The sequence below is a fragment of the Leptolyngbya sp. PCC 6406 genome, from assembly GCF_000332095.2.
Lineage (GTDB): Bacteria > Cyanobacteriota > Cyanobacteriia > Phormidesmidales > Phormidesmidaceae > PCC-6406.
In genome coordinates this window covers 4,191,566-4,207,469 of record NZ_KI913949.1, presented here as the reverse complement: position 1 = coordinate 4,207,469, position 15,904 = coordinate 4,191,566, and the positions used below count along the sequence as shown (strand labels likewise).

Below are 15,904 nucleotides of genomic sequence, written 5' to 3'. Positions count from 1 at the left end.
AAAATGTCAACTTTAGTAAAAAAGTGCTAACACCACCACCAACAAGCTGATCCGCAGGTTGCTATGAACAGCGACATCCAAGCAAAGATAACCGTAATACCACTGAATCAACTTGTCTAGTAATACCCTGACGACAAGGCTGCCATCTCGTCCTCGTAATCATACGCAAACAGGGGATGGGAACTATACTCCCCATCCCCCGCGTCTTTGAAGGTTGAATTCAAGTGTTCAAACGTTACCAAACGTCCTAAAGGTCACACTGCAAGACCTCGCCTCGATTGGCCAACCTACTGAGCCGGTGGCAAGAACAGACTCTCCACAATCTCCCGGCGGAACTCGGCGGAACATTGGCTATCCCCCAGCACCACATCGGTAATCAGGCTAGCTAAGTAGATGTAGTCATCCAACGCCTGTTCGTCCTCTGGTTTCATGGCGTGGTCATAGCCAACCTGGAGATGCGCTTGCATTGCGTCCTGTAACTGCTGTTCCCAATTAGCCCAATCATCAGTGGCCGCATTATCTTCGGGGAACTCCTGTAGCAGATCCTCCATCAGCTTAGCGAGGGGTTCCAGTTCTGCCTCCTGAGCCATGGGAATCAGCTCTGTGAACACTGCCTTGAGTCGGTTGGGTAAGTCCTTGTAGACTGCAACAAACTCTCCCAACTTTTCAAATTCAACTTTTTTCCCTTGAGCCCGATCTGATGCAATGTTATGGATGGCGGCAAGGCGAGAAACAAGTCGAATACGTGGTGTTGTTTCTCTAAAATACTGACGATTTCTTCTGTTAAACGCTCGCAACCTTTCAGCCAATCTTTGAGCTACGGTTAGATCTACTTTAGGATCAGACTTAAAGTATAAGGATGTTTCAAAGTCGAAACAGCCAGTATTGACACGCCAAGCAGCGGAGGAAACATTGGCATCTTGAGTTACTTTATCCAACCATATTAGCCACTGTTTTAAGATCGGATGCCTTGAAATTAGTTGATCCATTTTTGTCCGTATGGTCGTCAAGAAAGGCTCAGCATCTTTTTGCCGACTCAGAAGGTTGTAAAAAACTTCCCTGAATTGACGGTCAGTCAAGCGCTGCTCAATGAATTCAGCGATCGCTTCGGTATCATGCCCCAGATCCATCATTACTTGCATGGCAGTAAAATACTCTTGGAAAGAACGGTGAGAAAATACATAGGTATCCTTAGAAGCCCGTACCAGAAGGCCGTGGTGGGTTTCTAGGAGATAGAGTACATTAGAGACATCTGTCTCTAATGTTTCAGGGGTTACCCCTTGAATTTTTTCTAGAGAAGCTTCGATTAATTCTTCTAGATCTTGTCTGCGCCAAACTCGTTTGCCTTCCATCATACCAATGTAGGCAATGGTTGCAAACAGTTCTTTGCGGCGTTGACGGGACAACTTATCTTCAAGTTCAGTGTTTCGTCGAATCCGTCGCGAAGAGTCCCACTTTCTCAAGTAGAGATCTACGGCATCCTCCATGAGTTCAACTTCGTCCCTGGGCAGCTCATAACCATCTTCATATAACTGACAGAGCATGGTCAACAACAGAGGAGTCCTGACAATATCTGAGGCAATTAAGCTGCCCTTAATTTCCTTGAGAAAGTCATCGACATTATGGGATTTTTCCGCATGTTCAAACCATTTACGCACAAACTCTTCAATTCTTTGCGGTGTCCAACGAGATACTTCTACGGCTCTTCCGGTCTGGCTATGGACAAAGGGCTACTGAGCAGGGGAAATGGAGAGAGAAATAAACGCTAGAAAGGCGTGAAGTGTTTGATATACAAGGGATTGGCTAGAATTAAAGGGTGAGAGAAAGTCGCCATATATGGGTGAGCGCCATGATCACAGAATCTGACGCGAGGCAATTGACAGAGCTACTGGGTCTTCCTGAGACAAAAGTAGAGGATATGACAATGATAGATGGGGTGGGGCTATTTTTTGTAATTAGCCCCACCCGCCGAGATGCAGAGTGTCCCCGGTGTGGGAAGCGAAGTCGTCATTTGCATGAGAATCATCGGTATAACATTGAGGATTTGCCGTGGAATCAACAGCCCGTAGTGTTGCGAGTCAATCGCCGCCAGTTTTGGTGCCAGGAATGTGGACAAGTGTTTAGCGAAGAACTGGCCTTTGTTAAGAAAAGGCGGTTGTATACGCAGCGGCTAGCGAAGCAGATTGTCGGCCAAGTGTTAGGGAGTAGCATTCACAGTGTGGCGGCTCGGACAGGGCTGAGTGACGAGCAGATTGAGACGATGATAAAGGATGCCGGAAAGGCGTATTTACCCGAGAGCCCAGAACCGATTAGATATCTCGGGATAGACGAGATAGCGGTCGTCAAAGGTCAGGGTAACTATTATGGGGTGCTAGTGAACCTAGAGACGCACCAGCCGATCACCCTTCTACCCTCACGAACACAAGAGGGATTGCGCCAAGTCCTTAGCCAATGGGGACCAGAGGTGCTTGAGGGGATTGAAGGGGTGAGCATAGACCTGTGGAAGCCCTACCAAAGTTTGGTAAAAGAGATGATGCCGAATGCGACCATTGTCGCGGATAGATTCCATGTCACCAAACTCGTCAATGAGGAGTTAGATAACGAACGGAAAGCGGAGAAGAGAGCGGCCAAGAAGATCGCAAAAAAGGCTGAGAGGGAGCGCGTCATAGAGGGTCTTAATGGCAGTAAGTATGCGTTACTAAAGAACGAAGGGAATTTGAATGAGAAACAGAAGAAGAAGCTCATAGAAGTGAGCGAAGTATCCCCTAAATTAGCAACGATGCATCGATTGAAAGAAGAGTTCAGAGAAATCTTTGAATCCTTCGAGAATTGGGCAGAAGGGACGTTAAAGTTACTGGACTGGATGGCGGATTCATCGACATTTTTCAATCAGAGTTGTGGCACGATTAAACGATGGTTTGATGAGGTGACATCATACTTTGAACTGAGAATAACTAATGGGGTTGTGGAGGGAATAAATAACAAGCTTAAGTTGATCAAGAGATTAGGTTATGGCTTTGGCAATTTTGACAATTTCAAGTTAAGAGCTTTGTTGCCGTGGGTATTTCCTTTTGAAACACCATAGCCAGACCGGAAGAGCCACTTCTACTTCAATAAAATCCTGGGGCACATAGTCCGTCGTACCGAACCGACAAGCTAATACATAGTGATTGCCTGGATGTTGCTTGACTAGGTTTGCCACTTGATCTTGTACTTTGGACAAAGCTTTGGTTGGTACTTCATCTAATCCATCTAACACAACAAAGAAATCACCCCGTTTCAGATAAGTGTCAATACCTTGATCCGTAAGTCTAGGACAATTACCAGAAATTCGCGAAAAGCTTTGCCGGAATTCCTTGTGAACTGCTGCGACTAAGCTCAGGCCATTTGTCTCTAACGCCCTGGCATAATCAGCCAGAACAATAAAAACGGGAATGATTTCTCCAATAACGTGGGGATGGCAAACGATATTTTTCAGCAGGGTGGTTTTGCCAGCCCCAGCCGCTCCCCAGATCATCGTGCGTCGATGGGCTCGCAAGATTTCTGGAACAGTTAATACTTTAGAAACTTCTTGTTTATTACCTTCTAGCTCCTGCAACAGTTGTAGAAAATCCTTTTTCTTACGGATCTTGAGATCCTTAGACAAGCCTGCATCCACATAGACACTCTCCAGGGATCTAGCTTGACGCATCGCAGGAATACGTACAGAGCTATGGTACTGCCTCACCTGTTCTTGATAAGCATCCAGCCAAGTTTCTAGAGGCGGGGTTTCCATCTGGCCACCGACTTCTTGCAGTTGAATAGCAGCATCAAGACTTAAGCCCTTTTGAGAGGAGTACCCATTGTGCACAGTCGCATCAGCAACAGTCTTATGGGTAGGGGTTTCAGTGTTGCCCTCTAGGACATCGCGATAACTTCCCCCCAGCATCACTTGGCAGAGGTAGTTCAAGTTCACTAGGCTCAGCTTTCTGCCATCAGCATCCTTAAAGAAGTTCTGGATCGTCCGCTCCGAGACCAGGTCCTTCTTGGCGTGGGGATTTTTGGCTGAAGCAGCCTTGCGCTCATCGGCAAACCGTTGATTTAATGTCTGCACCAAGTTCTTGGGTGATTCCCCAAATTTTCTATTGTAGACATCACATAGTTGTTGATAGATTCGCAATTCTACCTCAATAGAGGATCTGGCCATGGTTTCACCTATTCACGTTTTGAGTGGTTACGAATCGCTCTTAGGACAAAAGTCAAAATTGTATATCAGATCACAAAAACGCCCGATTTTTGGCCCTACACCATTATAACTTTGGCTCTTGCTGGCCTCAGGGCTAATTGTGCAGGGTTCCAAATGTTTCTATGAAGTTCCGATAAATTCTCATTGTTTCACTTTCTTACGAAAGCCTTTGAACCAATCCCTTTAAGTCCATTGGTGATGCATTGGATTTTTGACTGCTGCCTTAAGCTAGCTTTATCTTTTCAGTGATGTCAATGGCTACTTGCGCTTCCAGCAAGTGGATAGATCTAGTGTTTGTAGGATGCGTATAGCCTGCGGCATGGCTGCGCTAAAGCGCTAGCGTAACGCATCAAAGCCTTGAGCCATGAGGGTCTACGATGATGAGCAAAACTCAAGTTGCGCTAACGCCCAGCCATATTCCAAGGCTCACCTTAATTGCATTTGCCTACTTAATGAACTTTTTCCTGCAATGGAAGTCTTATATGTGGAGTTACTTGCACTAGCTCCATACTTCAATGGCTCTAGGACGATGTCGTGATTTTTTATGTCAAAAAACTCGTGATTATTTTGAATGAGATGGTCAGTCATTGAGCACTCATCACAAGAATTTTTCCGCTGATAATGAGATCTTACAGCTTCTTTGAATGGAAATAAAAAGAATCATCTGGAAATATAATAAATTTATGTGCAACTAGTATTCTTTGCTTGTTTTCAAAGGTCACAGTTGATTTCACTCGCTATGCTGGGGGTGATGTGAGGTGTAGTACAGGGTGTAAGAATGAAGCTAAGTTCTTGATTTACAGGAGCGATGGTGATGCCAATTGAACACTTGCTCGGCAAGGAAAAGCCAAAAAGCGTGGAATCGAACCTTCTGACTATGCGACTATCCTGGAGCCAATTAGCGACACCCTGTGGTGGAGCCAATGGGATGGCGTTCTATGGAAGTGCGAGAGTCTATTACCAGGAACGGTCTTTGACAGCGGAGAACAGGTAATTGTTGTGGATCGATCAGGTAATCGCTTGAAGGTAGCCAAAGGGAGCAGCGTTTTTGTTTGTGAGCCCTGATCCGTCGGGTGCATCTAAACTTTTTGTCTTGGCTCTTTTGCCTTGGCTCCTTGATGTTGGCGGAATATTTCAACTACGAGGGCACGATCATGCCTACACCGCCTCACCACAATCAGCCAAGCCCTGTTCCACTGGAACAGGGCTTGGATATTGTCGTTGCTTGGTTAATGGCTCAAGCTGAAGCTAATCCGTGCCGCGATCGTCCGTCTCCTCCCCTGTCTGCGATCGCCCTCCACGCACTCCCCACTGACGAGAATGGGACTGCACCCGATAGCGATGCAACTCTAGCCCTGCTTTAGACTGCGATCCTGAACCCTGGGGAAACCCGCTACTAGGGTTCAGGATCGCGATTGCCGACTCCACTTCATAGTAGCGATCGCGACATTTGCCCCTTCCTCCCCTACAACCCACTGTTCTCAAGGGCTGGCAAGGGTGCTACTCTTTTCCTAGTAAGCTAGAATCGTGCAACATCAAACGGAAAAGCACGGAATTTATTGCCCAAGGGCAGAAAAAGAGAGTAGTCTTTCCAGCTTGCTACAGCACCGCATAAGCGCCCATACCCTTGACAGACAATTGGGTATCCTATGCTTACGGAGAGGCAATTGTAACAATGGTCACCCCAATGTCCAACCCATCCCAGTCCGATCAGCCTTCCGACCCGGCTCCATCCGTTTCACAAGAGCCTGTAGATCAGAAGGAAGAAATGACCGTGGCTGTGCCCAAGGATATTTTGCTGAAGCTGGGGCAGCTAGCAAAAATTCTTAATGTTGAGCCTACGACTGCCCTACGTTACGCAGTCTTTGTGACATCAGATATCTATAGCGAGAAAAATGAAGGTGCAACGGTACTGCTGGAGAAGGGAAAGAAGCGCTATCAAGTCACATTGAAAGATCCTAGAATTTTCGCCCGACCAACTTTTCGATCCTGAGGTCAATGGCAACAGATCCTAATCAAACCCCCAATCCAGGGGATCAAGATCCCAATCCGGAGGAGCAGCAGCCTTCTCAAGAGCCTAATAAACAAGGCGTGGCAAGTGGAAATGATGACTTAGATGATGTAGTAGATAATTTAAGTGCGGATAATGTAAGTGGAGATCGGCAGACGCTGAGCGGAGGTGGCGAAGCTGACAAAAAGGGTGTAACCAAATCTGAAGCGGAAGAATCCGAATCAAAAGATTCCCTCACTTTCACTGAGCGTCAAGAGAATACGCGCTCCATGTTAGCCATGGGCATTGCTGCGGGATTAGGTGGAATTCTATTCTTCCTGCTAACCTTAAATGCAGCCAATCAAGTGGGAACCTACCTCCTTCTGCGCCAAGCAGGTGATCTCAAGATTGAGAAGTTGGCCGAGATCAAGAAAGAACAAGATCAAGCTTCTATGGCGTTAATGAATCTAATTATAACGGCGGGTTTTAGTACCCTAGGTACAGCTCTGGGTTTTTATTTCAGCAATAGCCGCTCTGAGAATTAGGCCATCGGCACAACGGCATCTGCCGCATTCGCCTCAGACCCGTACGGGATGGCATTACCCGGTTGACCCTGGGCATGGGGTAGTTGCCCATCAACACGGTGCCAGTGCGATCGCCCATCGCCGTAGGTTGGCGATCTAGGTTTTGTTGAGTTGATTCCGATATTTCCAAGCCTGACTGAGAATCTGGCCCCAGGTGCGCTGCACCCGCTTGGGGGTACAACCCAGCAGTTCCGACAGGTCGCCGGGGTCGAGGGTACTGTTTCCCGATGACAGGCGATCGCGCTTGAGTTGCAATAGATTCTGCTGAAGCGGTGACAGCGTGGTGAGGAAGTCCTCCCACTGCTGGGAGGAGAGTCCTAGATTGCGTTCCAGATCAATACCCAACCACTGGTGTACTAGCTCCCAGTTGTGAACCTGGGCAAACTTTTCCACATGGTACTTAAAGCGTTGCTGCAAATAGTCCCGCTGTCGCGCCGTCAGCCCCAAAATCTCGTCAATTTCCGAGGCAGGTAAGTCCTGAAGACGCAGTACAAAATAGTCAATACAGTCCTGCTGCTCCTGCCCCTCTAGGTAGGTCATTAGTTCCTGAATGACGCGATCTCGCAGCACTTGATCCGCCGGGTCCACCGCCTCCGTCACCATTTGCTCCCGCACCTGCTGAAGCGCCGCCGAACGACCATGGGCATCGCCATCGTCCCCCTTCGGGGCCTCCATAGCCATGTCCATATCCACACAGGTTTCAGCGGGCTGGCGGCGGGCAAAGGTCTGCGCCCGTAGGACGATTATTTGCTGGTTTACCGCTCCTGGAATCGTGATCCGCCGCTTGGCGTACTGCTCCGAGAAGGTCATATACTCCGCCAGTTCCAGACGGGTACGGGGGGTGTAGTCTGGCGGCACTGCATTCTCTCGCCGAAATGCCTTTAGGACTTCGATATAGAAACCCTGGAGAAAGTCCTCTAATAGCGTGGTCCGCCCCTCAAAACCCAGTTGGGCCTGACGAGGAGCAATATAGCGATAGGCAATGGCACTAAGGGTGCTGTGGAGGTCCACACGACCCCGCCGCGATCCCAAATTGAAATAGTGTAAGCATTTGTTAAGGCGATGGTGGGCCAGGGACTGTTGCCACTTTCCCACATCTCCTGTGGCTTGGATCCGATTGCTCATGCGGCAGATGCGATCTACCTCTCGGGCAAAGCGGAGGGCCACTGCTTCCGCACTAGTAGCCTGCGGCGGTAATCCTTCACGCAGTTCCGCTGTCATCCATTTCACTAACGCCTCCGGGGGCTCTGGTGGTTCTGGTACCTCTCCCTCCGTGGCTCCGTTGGTCTCGGCTCCCTGGGGAGCAACGGTTAAATGGGGATCCTTGGGGCCACGGGTGCCTGCCCCCCCAGTGGCCGCAGATAGGGGTGTGGTGGGCTCCCAGGCAGGGGATGGGTTCGTTGCTGTAGCAGGCAGGAATCGGAGCTTCATGGGCTTGGGTGATGCACAGAACTTGGGAGCCATCAAGGCTATCTACAGGAACAAGACCCACCGGGGCCTAGACCTCACCTCGAACGTATCTCAACTCTAACGGTAGGCACCGAATCCAGGAACAGGGCTTGTGGCAGTCTGAGCACATCGGCTAGCCACGGTATTGCCATGGGAATTGCGGAGGCTGTTCCCCAGATGCCAATTATGGAGCAGGCTAGGGTAAATAGCCTCTGCAATTCAAGGGTTTTGCCTAGAATGCCCACTTTGCGATCGCGAAGTTCTATGACACCCCCAGTCCGCTGCCCGAGTCCTTTATCCAGACGGTTCAAACAGTGGCGGAGTTTCTACGGAATTACCGCATCTTGCCCTGAATTCTCTCTGAATCTTCTCCTGAATCCTCTTAGGTTGTTACTCCCAGGTTAATGGGCGAGGTTTGACCACGTAATAACTGGCGACGATAGCCAGCATCAGCCACCATAGGGTACTGACCTGGGGCCGATACCAAATCGTGTCTACTAAGCCTTGAATCAACATGCCCGCCTGGGTTGCGATCGCGGCCATTAGCCAGTAGGCTTCGCGGGCCTGGGTTTCCCGCAGCCGTAGCCAAGCTCGCCAGCCCTGACCCAGGGTGACCGTCATGAGCCAGAGGAAGGCCGCTAGTCCCAGGATTCCCGCCTCTACCGCAATTTCCAGGAAAATGGAATAGGCACTGAGGGCAGTGTAACGGGGCCGCTGATAGAAAGGATAGATGGCATTAAAGGCATCATTGCCGGGGCCGATGCCTAGCAGCGGGCGATCGCGGATCATGTCCATCACTGCCGCCCAGACATTAAGGCGGAAGTTATTGCTGCTGTCTTCCCGTCCGACAAAAATGCTCATAACGCGATCGCGCAGGGGAGCCACCGCCATCACCGCCATCACCAACACCACCATCGAGGCCCCCACCAGAGTTGGGAGTGCCCAGCGTCGCCAAAAGGCATTGAAGCGAATCGCCCAAAACTGCACCAGCAACATCGTCATCACGCCGCCGCCCGCCACAAAGGCCAGCCAACCGCCCCGGCTAAAGGTCAGCACCAGGCAGACACTATTAGCCACCAGCGCCACCCCCGCCAGTAGCTTGGGGGTCCACCTCGGCCATGCAAACAGGGCCGCCGCGCTCAGCATGACGGCGGGCACCAAATAGCCCGCCAGCAAATTGGGATTGCCCAAATAGCTATACACCCGCGTCGTCCCCGCCAGGTTAGAGGTGGGGTCTACCCAAGTGGCCAGCGCCTCCGCCCCAAAGAACCACTGGCGCAGTCCATACCCTGACACGATAAGGGAAGTCAACAGGTACACCGCGATCAACGCCGTCCGCAGGGAAGATCGCCGCATCACCCGCGCCATCAGCAAAAACAGCACCACGTTTAAGGTCAGCTTGATCAACCCCTGGAGGGCGGCTGCTTTTACGGGGGAAACCGCTGTCGCCAAGGCTATTACCCCCCAGTACAGCACCACCACCAGATGGATAGGGGTGAGCCCCTCCCCCGCCTCATCAGACAGGGTCAGCAGTACCCAAAAGCCGCCACAGGCCAGCATCAACACCCCCAGCAGGGTGGTAGACACATAGGGCGCAAGGGCAAAGATAATCGCGGCTAAAACCAGGCCAATACCATCGGCCCATTGCAGCAGCCAACTGCCCTGTCGCCACTGGCGCAAAAACCCCAGCAGTTGATGAATAACGCTCACCTGCCGCCACTGGTGCAGGGCAAAGCGATTTAGGATCACATGCTGCCAAACGGCGCTCAACATAGAGGGTTATTGGGAGTATGGGGAATGTAGGGTGTGGACGCGGGGCGGCTTCTTTGCCAGTGGGGCTGCAAAAGTGAGATTCACCCTCGACAATACCCCTTGCGCTCAGCCCAGAAGTCTTCCCCACGCCCTGCATCGGGTCTAGAGGTCAAACTGGTTGCCACGACGGTATTGCAGATAAGCCGCCACGAATAGCCCCGCCAGGGTTACCGGAATAAAACCCAACACAATTCCACTCAAAAGAGGCTCAACCACGCCGCATCGCTCCTTACATTAATTACAGGTAGGGAATATTCCCTAATCTAAACCTTGCCCAAGTCCAGAATTGGAGTTTCGGTGGGGAAACTCCAGATTTCGAGCTGGACTTGGTATGGATGTAGCCTATTCTACTTTGCGTTCACCCTCCAGAGAAATCCCCCAGTTCAAAAGGGAGCCCTAAAGTGAAAGGATCTTGCAGCAGTTGCTGAGAATCTTTAAGCTATGTGAATGACAAATCGTAACCCAGCGGTCTACCTTGACTGAACGTACCGTGAGTGAGCCCCTGCAACCTTCCGCCCTGATCTGGCGGGTAGTCCTTCTAATTACGCTAATGGGGCTTCTGGTGGGCATGGTGATCTTTGGTTTTCGTCAGGCCCAAGCAGCGGATCCCTACATTCAACAGGTGCTCACCCTGCGGGGAGACGAGGTGCGGGGGCAAGCTATCTTTCAAATGAACTGTGCCGTGTGCCACGGCATCGCCGCCGATGGCGAAGTTGGGCCAAGTTTGCAACAGGTGTCTAGCCACCTCTCAAAAATTGGCCTGATCAATCAGGTGGTCAGTGGCAAAACGCCCCCGATGCCGCAGTTTCAGCCCGATCCCCAGGATATGGCCGATCTTTTGGAGTATCTGGAAGCTCTCTAGTACTGGGCGGCGTAAATATCCTTGCCGTTTTCTAACGACGAGGCAGAGCTTCGGTGAGGATTCCCAGGTTCTGCCTGGGAACCAGGAATAACGTGGGATAGCTGTCCCGGCTGTCAACGGTCAGGCACCTTGCCTGACCAACAAAAATTGCACATTGTTAAGGATCTGGGTTTCTAAAGAACTGGAATATCACTGGCAAATCAGTATTTAATGCGATCGCGGCCCATCTCCGTGCCCACATTCTTCTCCACGTACTCGATAATCTTGCCGGCCACATCCAGACTGGTGGCCTTCTCAATCCCCTCCAGCCCCGGTGAAGAATTCACCTCCATCACCACCGGACCATGGTTCGATCGCAATAGATCTACCCCCGCCACCCGCAGCCCCATGGCCTTTGCTGCCCGCACCGCCGTACTCCGCTCCTCCGGTGTCAAACGCACCTTTGTAGCCGATCCCCCCCGATGCAGGTTAGAGCGAAACTCCCCCGGAGCCCCCTGACGTTGCATCGCGGCAATCACCTTCTCGCCGATGACAAAACAGCGGAGATCTGCTCCCCCCGCCTCCTTGATATATTCCTGCACGAGAATATTGGCATCCAGCCCCCGAAAGGCTTCGATCACCGACTTGGCGGCCTGATAGGTTTCCGCCAGCACTACGCCAATACCCTGGGTGCCCTCCAGCAGCTTAATCACTAGGGGAGCCCCTCCCACCAGTTCGATCAGGCCGTCAATATCCTGAGTGGAATGGGCAAATCCGGTCACGGGTAGGCCAATTCCCCGACGGGCCAAGATTTGCAGACTGCGGAGTTTATCCCGCGATCGCGAAATCGCCTGGGACTCATTCGCCGTAAACACATTCATCACCTCAAACTGACGCACCACCGCCGTGCCATAGAACGTATTAGACGCACCAATACGGGGAATCACTGCATCCACCGCCTCCAGAGGCTTGCCCTGAAATAGCACCTTCGGGCGATGGGAAGTGATATCCATATAGCAGCGCATATGGTCAATCACATGCACCTCATGGCCCCGAGCCTCTCCCGCCTGCTGTAATCGCTGCGTGGAATACAAATTGCTATCGCGGGACAGAATAATAATCTTCATGAAACGTTACCGAATCTTTTTTGGCCGAGTTAGTTTTGGTGACTGGGTAAATACGCTAATGGGTACACCCGCCACCCAGTAAATAGGATCGCCCCGGATCCACCAGAAATCGGTGGCGCACAGCCTCTCGCCCCAGCAACATCCGAAATCCCATCGCATCCCGATTGGTTAGGGTAAGTTCAATGGGCCAACTCTGTTCCCCAACCTTCACCAAGGTTTGAATTACAGGACGGGATTGGGATTGGCCACTGGAACTCCGCACCCATCGCTCATCCAAGACTGGCGTTTCCGCTGTAATCGTGTGGCTTGTATTGCGCTGAAGGGGGTGAACCTTGAACCGCACCATGGCAACGCCACTGCGATCAAAGCGATGAATATCAAAGGCATGAAGGGCAGAGGATCTGGCCCCGGTATCCACCTTCACCTTCACTTCTGAAATGCCTAGGGCGGGCAAGGCCAGCCATTCTCGCCAGCCCATCACCGCTGGGGTGGAGGCAGCAGCAGTCGAGTTCAGTTGCGTCGTCATGCCAGGAGGGCTAATGCTCTCCTATGGTAAACGGGCTGTGTCCCTGTCCAATGCCTCAAAGATTTTTCCAGATAGACGGTTGTGTACGTTACAATTGTTAAGATTGCGCCTAGGCGCTACCCGTTATCTGGGCAGGCTAAACTATTCCCCCACATAACGCCCGCCCGTAACTAAGCCTTCATTTAAAGAGTCGCCAACGATATGACGCTTCCTATCCGCAACGTTGCCATCATCGCCCACGTTGACCACGGCAAAACCACCCTAGTCGATGCCCTGCTGCGGCAGTCCGGCATTTTTCGGGAGGGGGAAGAGGTTCCAGATTGCGTCATGGACTCCAATGATTTGGAGCGGGAGCGGGGCATTACAATTTTGTCGAAAAATACCGCTGTTACCTACGGCGAAACCCTGATCAACATCGTAGACACCCCCGGCCACGCCGACTTTGGCGGTGAGGTAGAGCGTGTCCTCGGCATGGTCGATGGCTGCATCCTGATTGTGGACGCCAACGAAGGCCCTATGCCCCAGACCCGATTTGTGCTGAAGAAAGCACTGGAAAAGGGTCTGCGCCCCATTGTCGTGCTCAACAAAATCGACCGTGCCCAGGCCGATCCCCATGATGCCATCAATAAGGTACTGGATCTGTTCATAGAACTGGGAGCCGACGATGACCAGTGTGAGTTTCCCTACCTCTATGCTTCTGGATTAGGCGGTTTTGCCAAAAAGCACCTAGAGGACGAGAGCAGCGATATGAAGCCTCTCTTTGAGGCGATTCTCGACCACGTTCCGCCCCCCATTGGCGACCCCCAAAAGCCCCTGCAAATCCAGGTGACCACCCTTGACTATTCCGAGTACCTGGGCCGCATTGTCATCGGTAAGCTGCACAACGGCACCATCCGCGCTGGCCAACCTGCAACCCTGGTGCAGCGGGATGGCACCATCGTTAAGTCGAAAATTAGCAAGCTGCTGGGGTTCCAAGGGCTGCAACGAATTGAAATTGAGCAGGCCACCGCAGGGCAGATCGTGGCTCTAGCAGGCTTCGCCGATGCCAATATTGGTGAAACCATCGCTTGCCCTAACGATCCTCAGCCTCTCCCCTTAATCAGTGTGGATGAACCCACCCTGGCCATGACCTTTGCGGTAAACGACTCCCCCTTTGCGGGCCAAGAGGGCAAGTTTGTCACCTCCCGCCAACTCCGCGATCGCCTCATGCGCGAACTCCAAACTAATGTGGCGCTGCGGGTAGAGGACACCGACTCCCCCGATCGCCTCTCTGTATCAGGGCGGGGAGAACTGCACCTAGGCATCCTGATTGAAACCATGCGCCGGGAGGGGTACGAGTTCCAAGTCTCCCAGCCCCAGGTGATCTTCCGGGAGATCGGTGGTCATCCCTGCGAACCCTATGAATTGCTGGTCTTGGATGTGCCCGAAGAGGGTGTCGGTGGCTGTATGGAGCGGCTGGGTCAGCGTCGGGGTGAAATGCAGGATATGCGGATGACCGGAGACGGTCGCTCCACCATTGAGTTTGTGGTACCTGCTCGGGGTCTGATCGGGTTCCGGGGTGAGTTTATGCGGTTGACTCGGGGCGAGGGGCTAATGAACCACAGCTTCTTGGAATATCGCCCCATGAGTGGCGATTTGGAAACCCGTCGCAATGGGGTACTCACTGCCTTTGAAGAGGGTACGGCAACCTTCTATGCCCTCAAGGGCGCAGAGGATCGGGGTACCTTTTTCATCACCCCCGGTACGAAGGTCTACAAGGGTATGATTATCGGTGAGAGCAACCGCCCTCAGGATGTAGAGCTGAATGTCTGTAAGGCCAAGCAGCTTACCAACCACCGCTCCGCTACAGGGGATGAACTGGTGCAGTTGCAGACCCCGATCGAGATGAGTCTGGAACGGGCGCTGGAATACATCAGCTCCGATGAGATGGTGGAGGTTACGCCTGAGTCTATCCGTCTTCGCAAGGTGGGCAAGAAGTTGGCGCGACGGTAATTCTCGACTAGGCCGTTATCTCGAAAAGAAAGTCCCTGCCTTAAGGGCACGGTGGCGCGGTGCCCCTGGGCGATGATCCTGCGGTGATTCCCTGTATTGGGGGTACGGCGGTGTAGTGGGATTTTCTTTGATGGAAATCACTTCATCGTTGGCTGTGAGCTAACTGGACCCATGCAGATTGCTGATCGTTTGAAACCGTTGCAAACCAATGTCTTTGCCGATATGGACCAGGCCAAGGCCAAGGCGCTAGCGGCGGGGCAGGAGATTGTGGATCTGTCCTTGGGGTCTTCGGATTTACCCACTGCGCCCCATGTGTTGGCTGCGATCGCGGCGGCGCTGCCTGACCCCAGTACCCACGGGTACTCCTTGTTCCACAGCACTCGACCCTTTCGGGAAACGGCTGCGGCCTGGTACACCGCCAAGTTTGGGGTACCTGTGGACCCTGAGACGGAGGTGTTGCTGCTGATTGGCTCTCAGGAGGGTACGGCCCATTTGCCTTTAGCGGTGTTGAATCCTGGTGACTTTGCCCTACTGACGGATCCGGGCTACCCCTCCCATGCTGGGGGGGTACATCTGGCCAGTGGCCAAATCTATACAATGCCCTTGCTGGCGGAGAATGGCTTTTTGCCCAGTTTTGACGCCATTCCTTCAACGGTGCTAGACCAAACTCGAATGATGGTGCTGAGCTATCCCCACAATCCCACTACGGCTTCTGCGCCCTTGGGATTTTGGCAAGAAGCGGTAGCCTTTTGCCAAGCGCACGACTTAGTACTGGTCCATGACTTTCCCTATGGGGATGTCACCTACACGGGACGACCTGCCCCCTCGGTGCTCCAAGCGGACCCGGATAAAACGGTGTCGATCGAATTCTTTTCTATGTCGAAGTCCTACAACATGGGGGGCTTCCGGGTGGGCTATGCCATCGGCAACCGGAGGTTGATTACGGCCCTACGGCAGATCAAAGCTAATGTGGACTTTAACCAGTACCGGGGCATTGTGCAGGGTGCGATCGCGGCTCTCTCTGGTCCCCAGGATTGCGTGGCTGAAACCGTCAATACCTTTCGGCAGCGACGCGATGCCTTCGTGGATGCCCTCCACGCCATCGGCTGGCAAGTCCCGAAACCGGATGCTACCCAGTACATCTGGGCCAAACTGCCGGACCCTTGGGCAGCGGACTCTATTGACTTCTGCGTGAAACTGGTGGCGGCAACGGGGGTCGCCCTAGCGCCAGGGCGAGGCTTTGGAAAATATGGTGAGGGCTATGTGCGGGTGGCCTTAGTGCAGTCTCCAGCAGTACTAGAGGCGGCAGTGGCTAAAATTGCCCAGTTCTTGGCCCATTCAACCCCCCAACCCTAGGG

Annotated in this window: 14 protein-coding genes; 7 read left to right on the top strand and 7 right to left on the bottom strand. The window is 52.3% G+C overall.

The genetic code is table 11. The features are described 5' to 3' along the window. Nucleotides 1-287 precede the first annotated feature (287 nt). A complete protein-coding gene (locus LEP6406_RS0218595) occupies nt 288-1,658 on the bottom strand; it encodes an NACHT domain-containing protein (protein ID WP_008315555.1) in 1,371 nt (456 codons plus the stop codon). Between the two features lie 191 nt (nt 1,659-1,849). Here LEP6406_RS0218595 and LEP6406_RS0218590 point away from each other — a divergent pair, with 191 nt between their 5' ends. Next, nucleotides 1,850-3,085 carry an ISL3 family transposase gene (locus LEP6406_RS0218590; protein ID WP_027268755.1) on the top strand — a complete coding sequence of 412 codons (1,236 nt, stop codon included), beginning with the start codon at nt 1,850-1,852 and terminating at the stop codon, nt 3,083-3,085. Here the strand turns inward: LEP6406_RS0218590 and LEP6406_RS0218585 are convergent. Beyond that, nucleotides 3,041-4,186 carry an NACHT domain-containing protein gene (locus tag LEP6406_RS0218585; RefSeq protein ID WP_008309852.1) on the bottom strand — a complete coding sequence of 382 codons (1,146 nt, stop codon included), beginning with the start codon at nt 4,184-4,186 and terminating at the stop codon, nt 3,041-3,043. The genes LEP6406_RS0218590 and LEP6406_RS0218585 overlap by 45 nt on opposite strands. Nucleotides 4,187-5,313: 1,127 nt before the next feature. Here LEP6406_RS0218585 and LEP6406_RS34435 point away from each other — a divergent pair. The 3 genes from LEP6406_RS34435 to LEP6406_RS0218575 all read left to right on the top strand — a co-directional run bounded on the left by LEP6406_RS34435 (nt 5,314) and on the right by LEP6406_RS0218575 (nt 6,760). After that, a complete protein-coding gene (locus LEP6406_RS34435) occupies nt 5,314-5,589 on the top strand; it encodes a hypothetical protein (protein WP_155834719.1) in 276 nt (91 codons plus the stop codon). Nucleotides 5,590-5,900: 311 nt separating this feature from the next. Continuing rightward, entirely contained in the window at nt 5,901-6,218 is a 318-nt protein-coding gene (locus tag LEP6406_RS0218580; protein WP_008309844.1) for a hypothetical protein, read from the top strand. 5 nt (nt 6,219-6,223) lie between these two features. Beyond that, nucleotides 6,224-6,760, top strand: a complete 537-nt coding sequence (locus tag LEP6406_RS0218575) for a hypothetical protein (RefSeq protein ID WP_008309843.1) — start codon at nt 6,224-6,226, stop codon at nt 6,758-6,760. Nucleotides 6,761-6,895: 135 nt separating this feature from the next. Here the strand turns inward: LEP6406_RS0218575 and LEP6406_RS0218570 are convergent, their stop codons facing one another. From LEP6406_RS0218570 to petG, 3 genes are all read right to left on the bottom strand, one after another. Continuing rightward, nucleotides 6,896-8,230 carry a HetZ-related protein gene (locus LEP6406_RS0218570; RefSeq protein ID WP_008309841.1) on the bottom strand — a complete coding sequence of 445 codons (1,335 nt, stop codon included), beginning with the start codon at nt 8,228-8,230 and terminating at the stop codon, nt 6,896-6,898. A gap of 408 nt (nt 8,231-8,638) precedes the next feature. Beyond that, entirely contained in the window at nt 8,639-10,021 is a 1,383-nt protein-coding gene (locus LEP6406_RS0218560; RefSeq protein ID WP_008309839.1) for an IctB family putative bicarbonate transporter, read from the bottom strand. A 141-nt stretch (nt 10,022-10,162) separates the two neighbouring features. Then, nucleotides 10,163-10,276: a cytochrome b6-f complex subunit V gene (gene petG, locus LEP6406_RS31475; RefSeq protein ID WP_071992254.1), complete on the bottom strand. Its 114-nt coding sequence runs from the start codon at nt 10,274-10,276 to the stop codon at nt 10,163-10,165. A gap of 259 nt (nt 10,277-10,535) precedes the next feature. Between petG and LEP6406_RS0218555 the strand changes: the two genes are divergently transcribed. Beyond that, complete coding sequence (locus LEP6406_RS0218555) at nt 10,536-10,922, top strand: c-type cytochrome (protein WP_051463771.1); 387 nt, start codon at nt 10,536-10,538, stop codon at nt 10,920-10,922. Nucleotides 10,923-11,122: 200 nt separating this feature from the next. Here the strand turns inward: LEP6406_RS0218555 and rimK are convergent, their stop codons facing one another. Beyond that, the gene (gene rimK / locus LEP6406_RS0218550; protein ID WP_008309833.1) at nt 11,123-12,028 is read right to left on the bottom strand and encodes a 30S ribosomal protein S6--L-glutamate ligase; all 906 of its coding nucleotides are present in this window, start codon (nt 12,026-12,028) and stop codon (nt 11,123-11,125) included. 55 nt (nt 12,029-12,083) lie between these two features. Further along, the gene (locus LEP6406_RS0218545) at nt 12,084-12,554 is read right to left on the bottom strand and encodes an ATP-dependent zinc protease family protein (RefSeq protein WP_008309832.1); all 471 of its coding nucleotides are present in this window, start codon (nt 12,552-12,554) and stop codon (nt 12,084-12,086) included. 201 nt (nt 12,555-12,755) lie between these two features. Between LEP6406_RS0218545 and typA the strand changes: the two genes are divergently transcribed. Together typA and LEP6406_RS0218535 are read left to right on the top strand one after the other, a co-directional pair. Continuing rightward, nucleotides 12,756-14,546, top strand: coding sequence for a translational GTPase TypA (typA, locus tag LEP6406_RS0218540; RefSeq protein ID WP_008309831.1), 1,791 nt, complete (start codon nt 12,756-12,758; stop codon nt 14,544-14,546). A 171-nt stretch (nt 14,547-14,717) separates the two neighbouring features. After that, complete coding sequence (locus LEP6406_RS0218535; protein ID WP_008309828.1) at nt 14,718-15,902, top strand: LL-diaminopimelate aminotransferase; 1,185 nt, start codon at nt 14,718-14,720, stop codon at nt 15,900-15,902. Nucleotides 15,903-15,904: the final 2 nt, after the last annotated feature.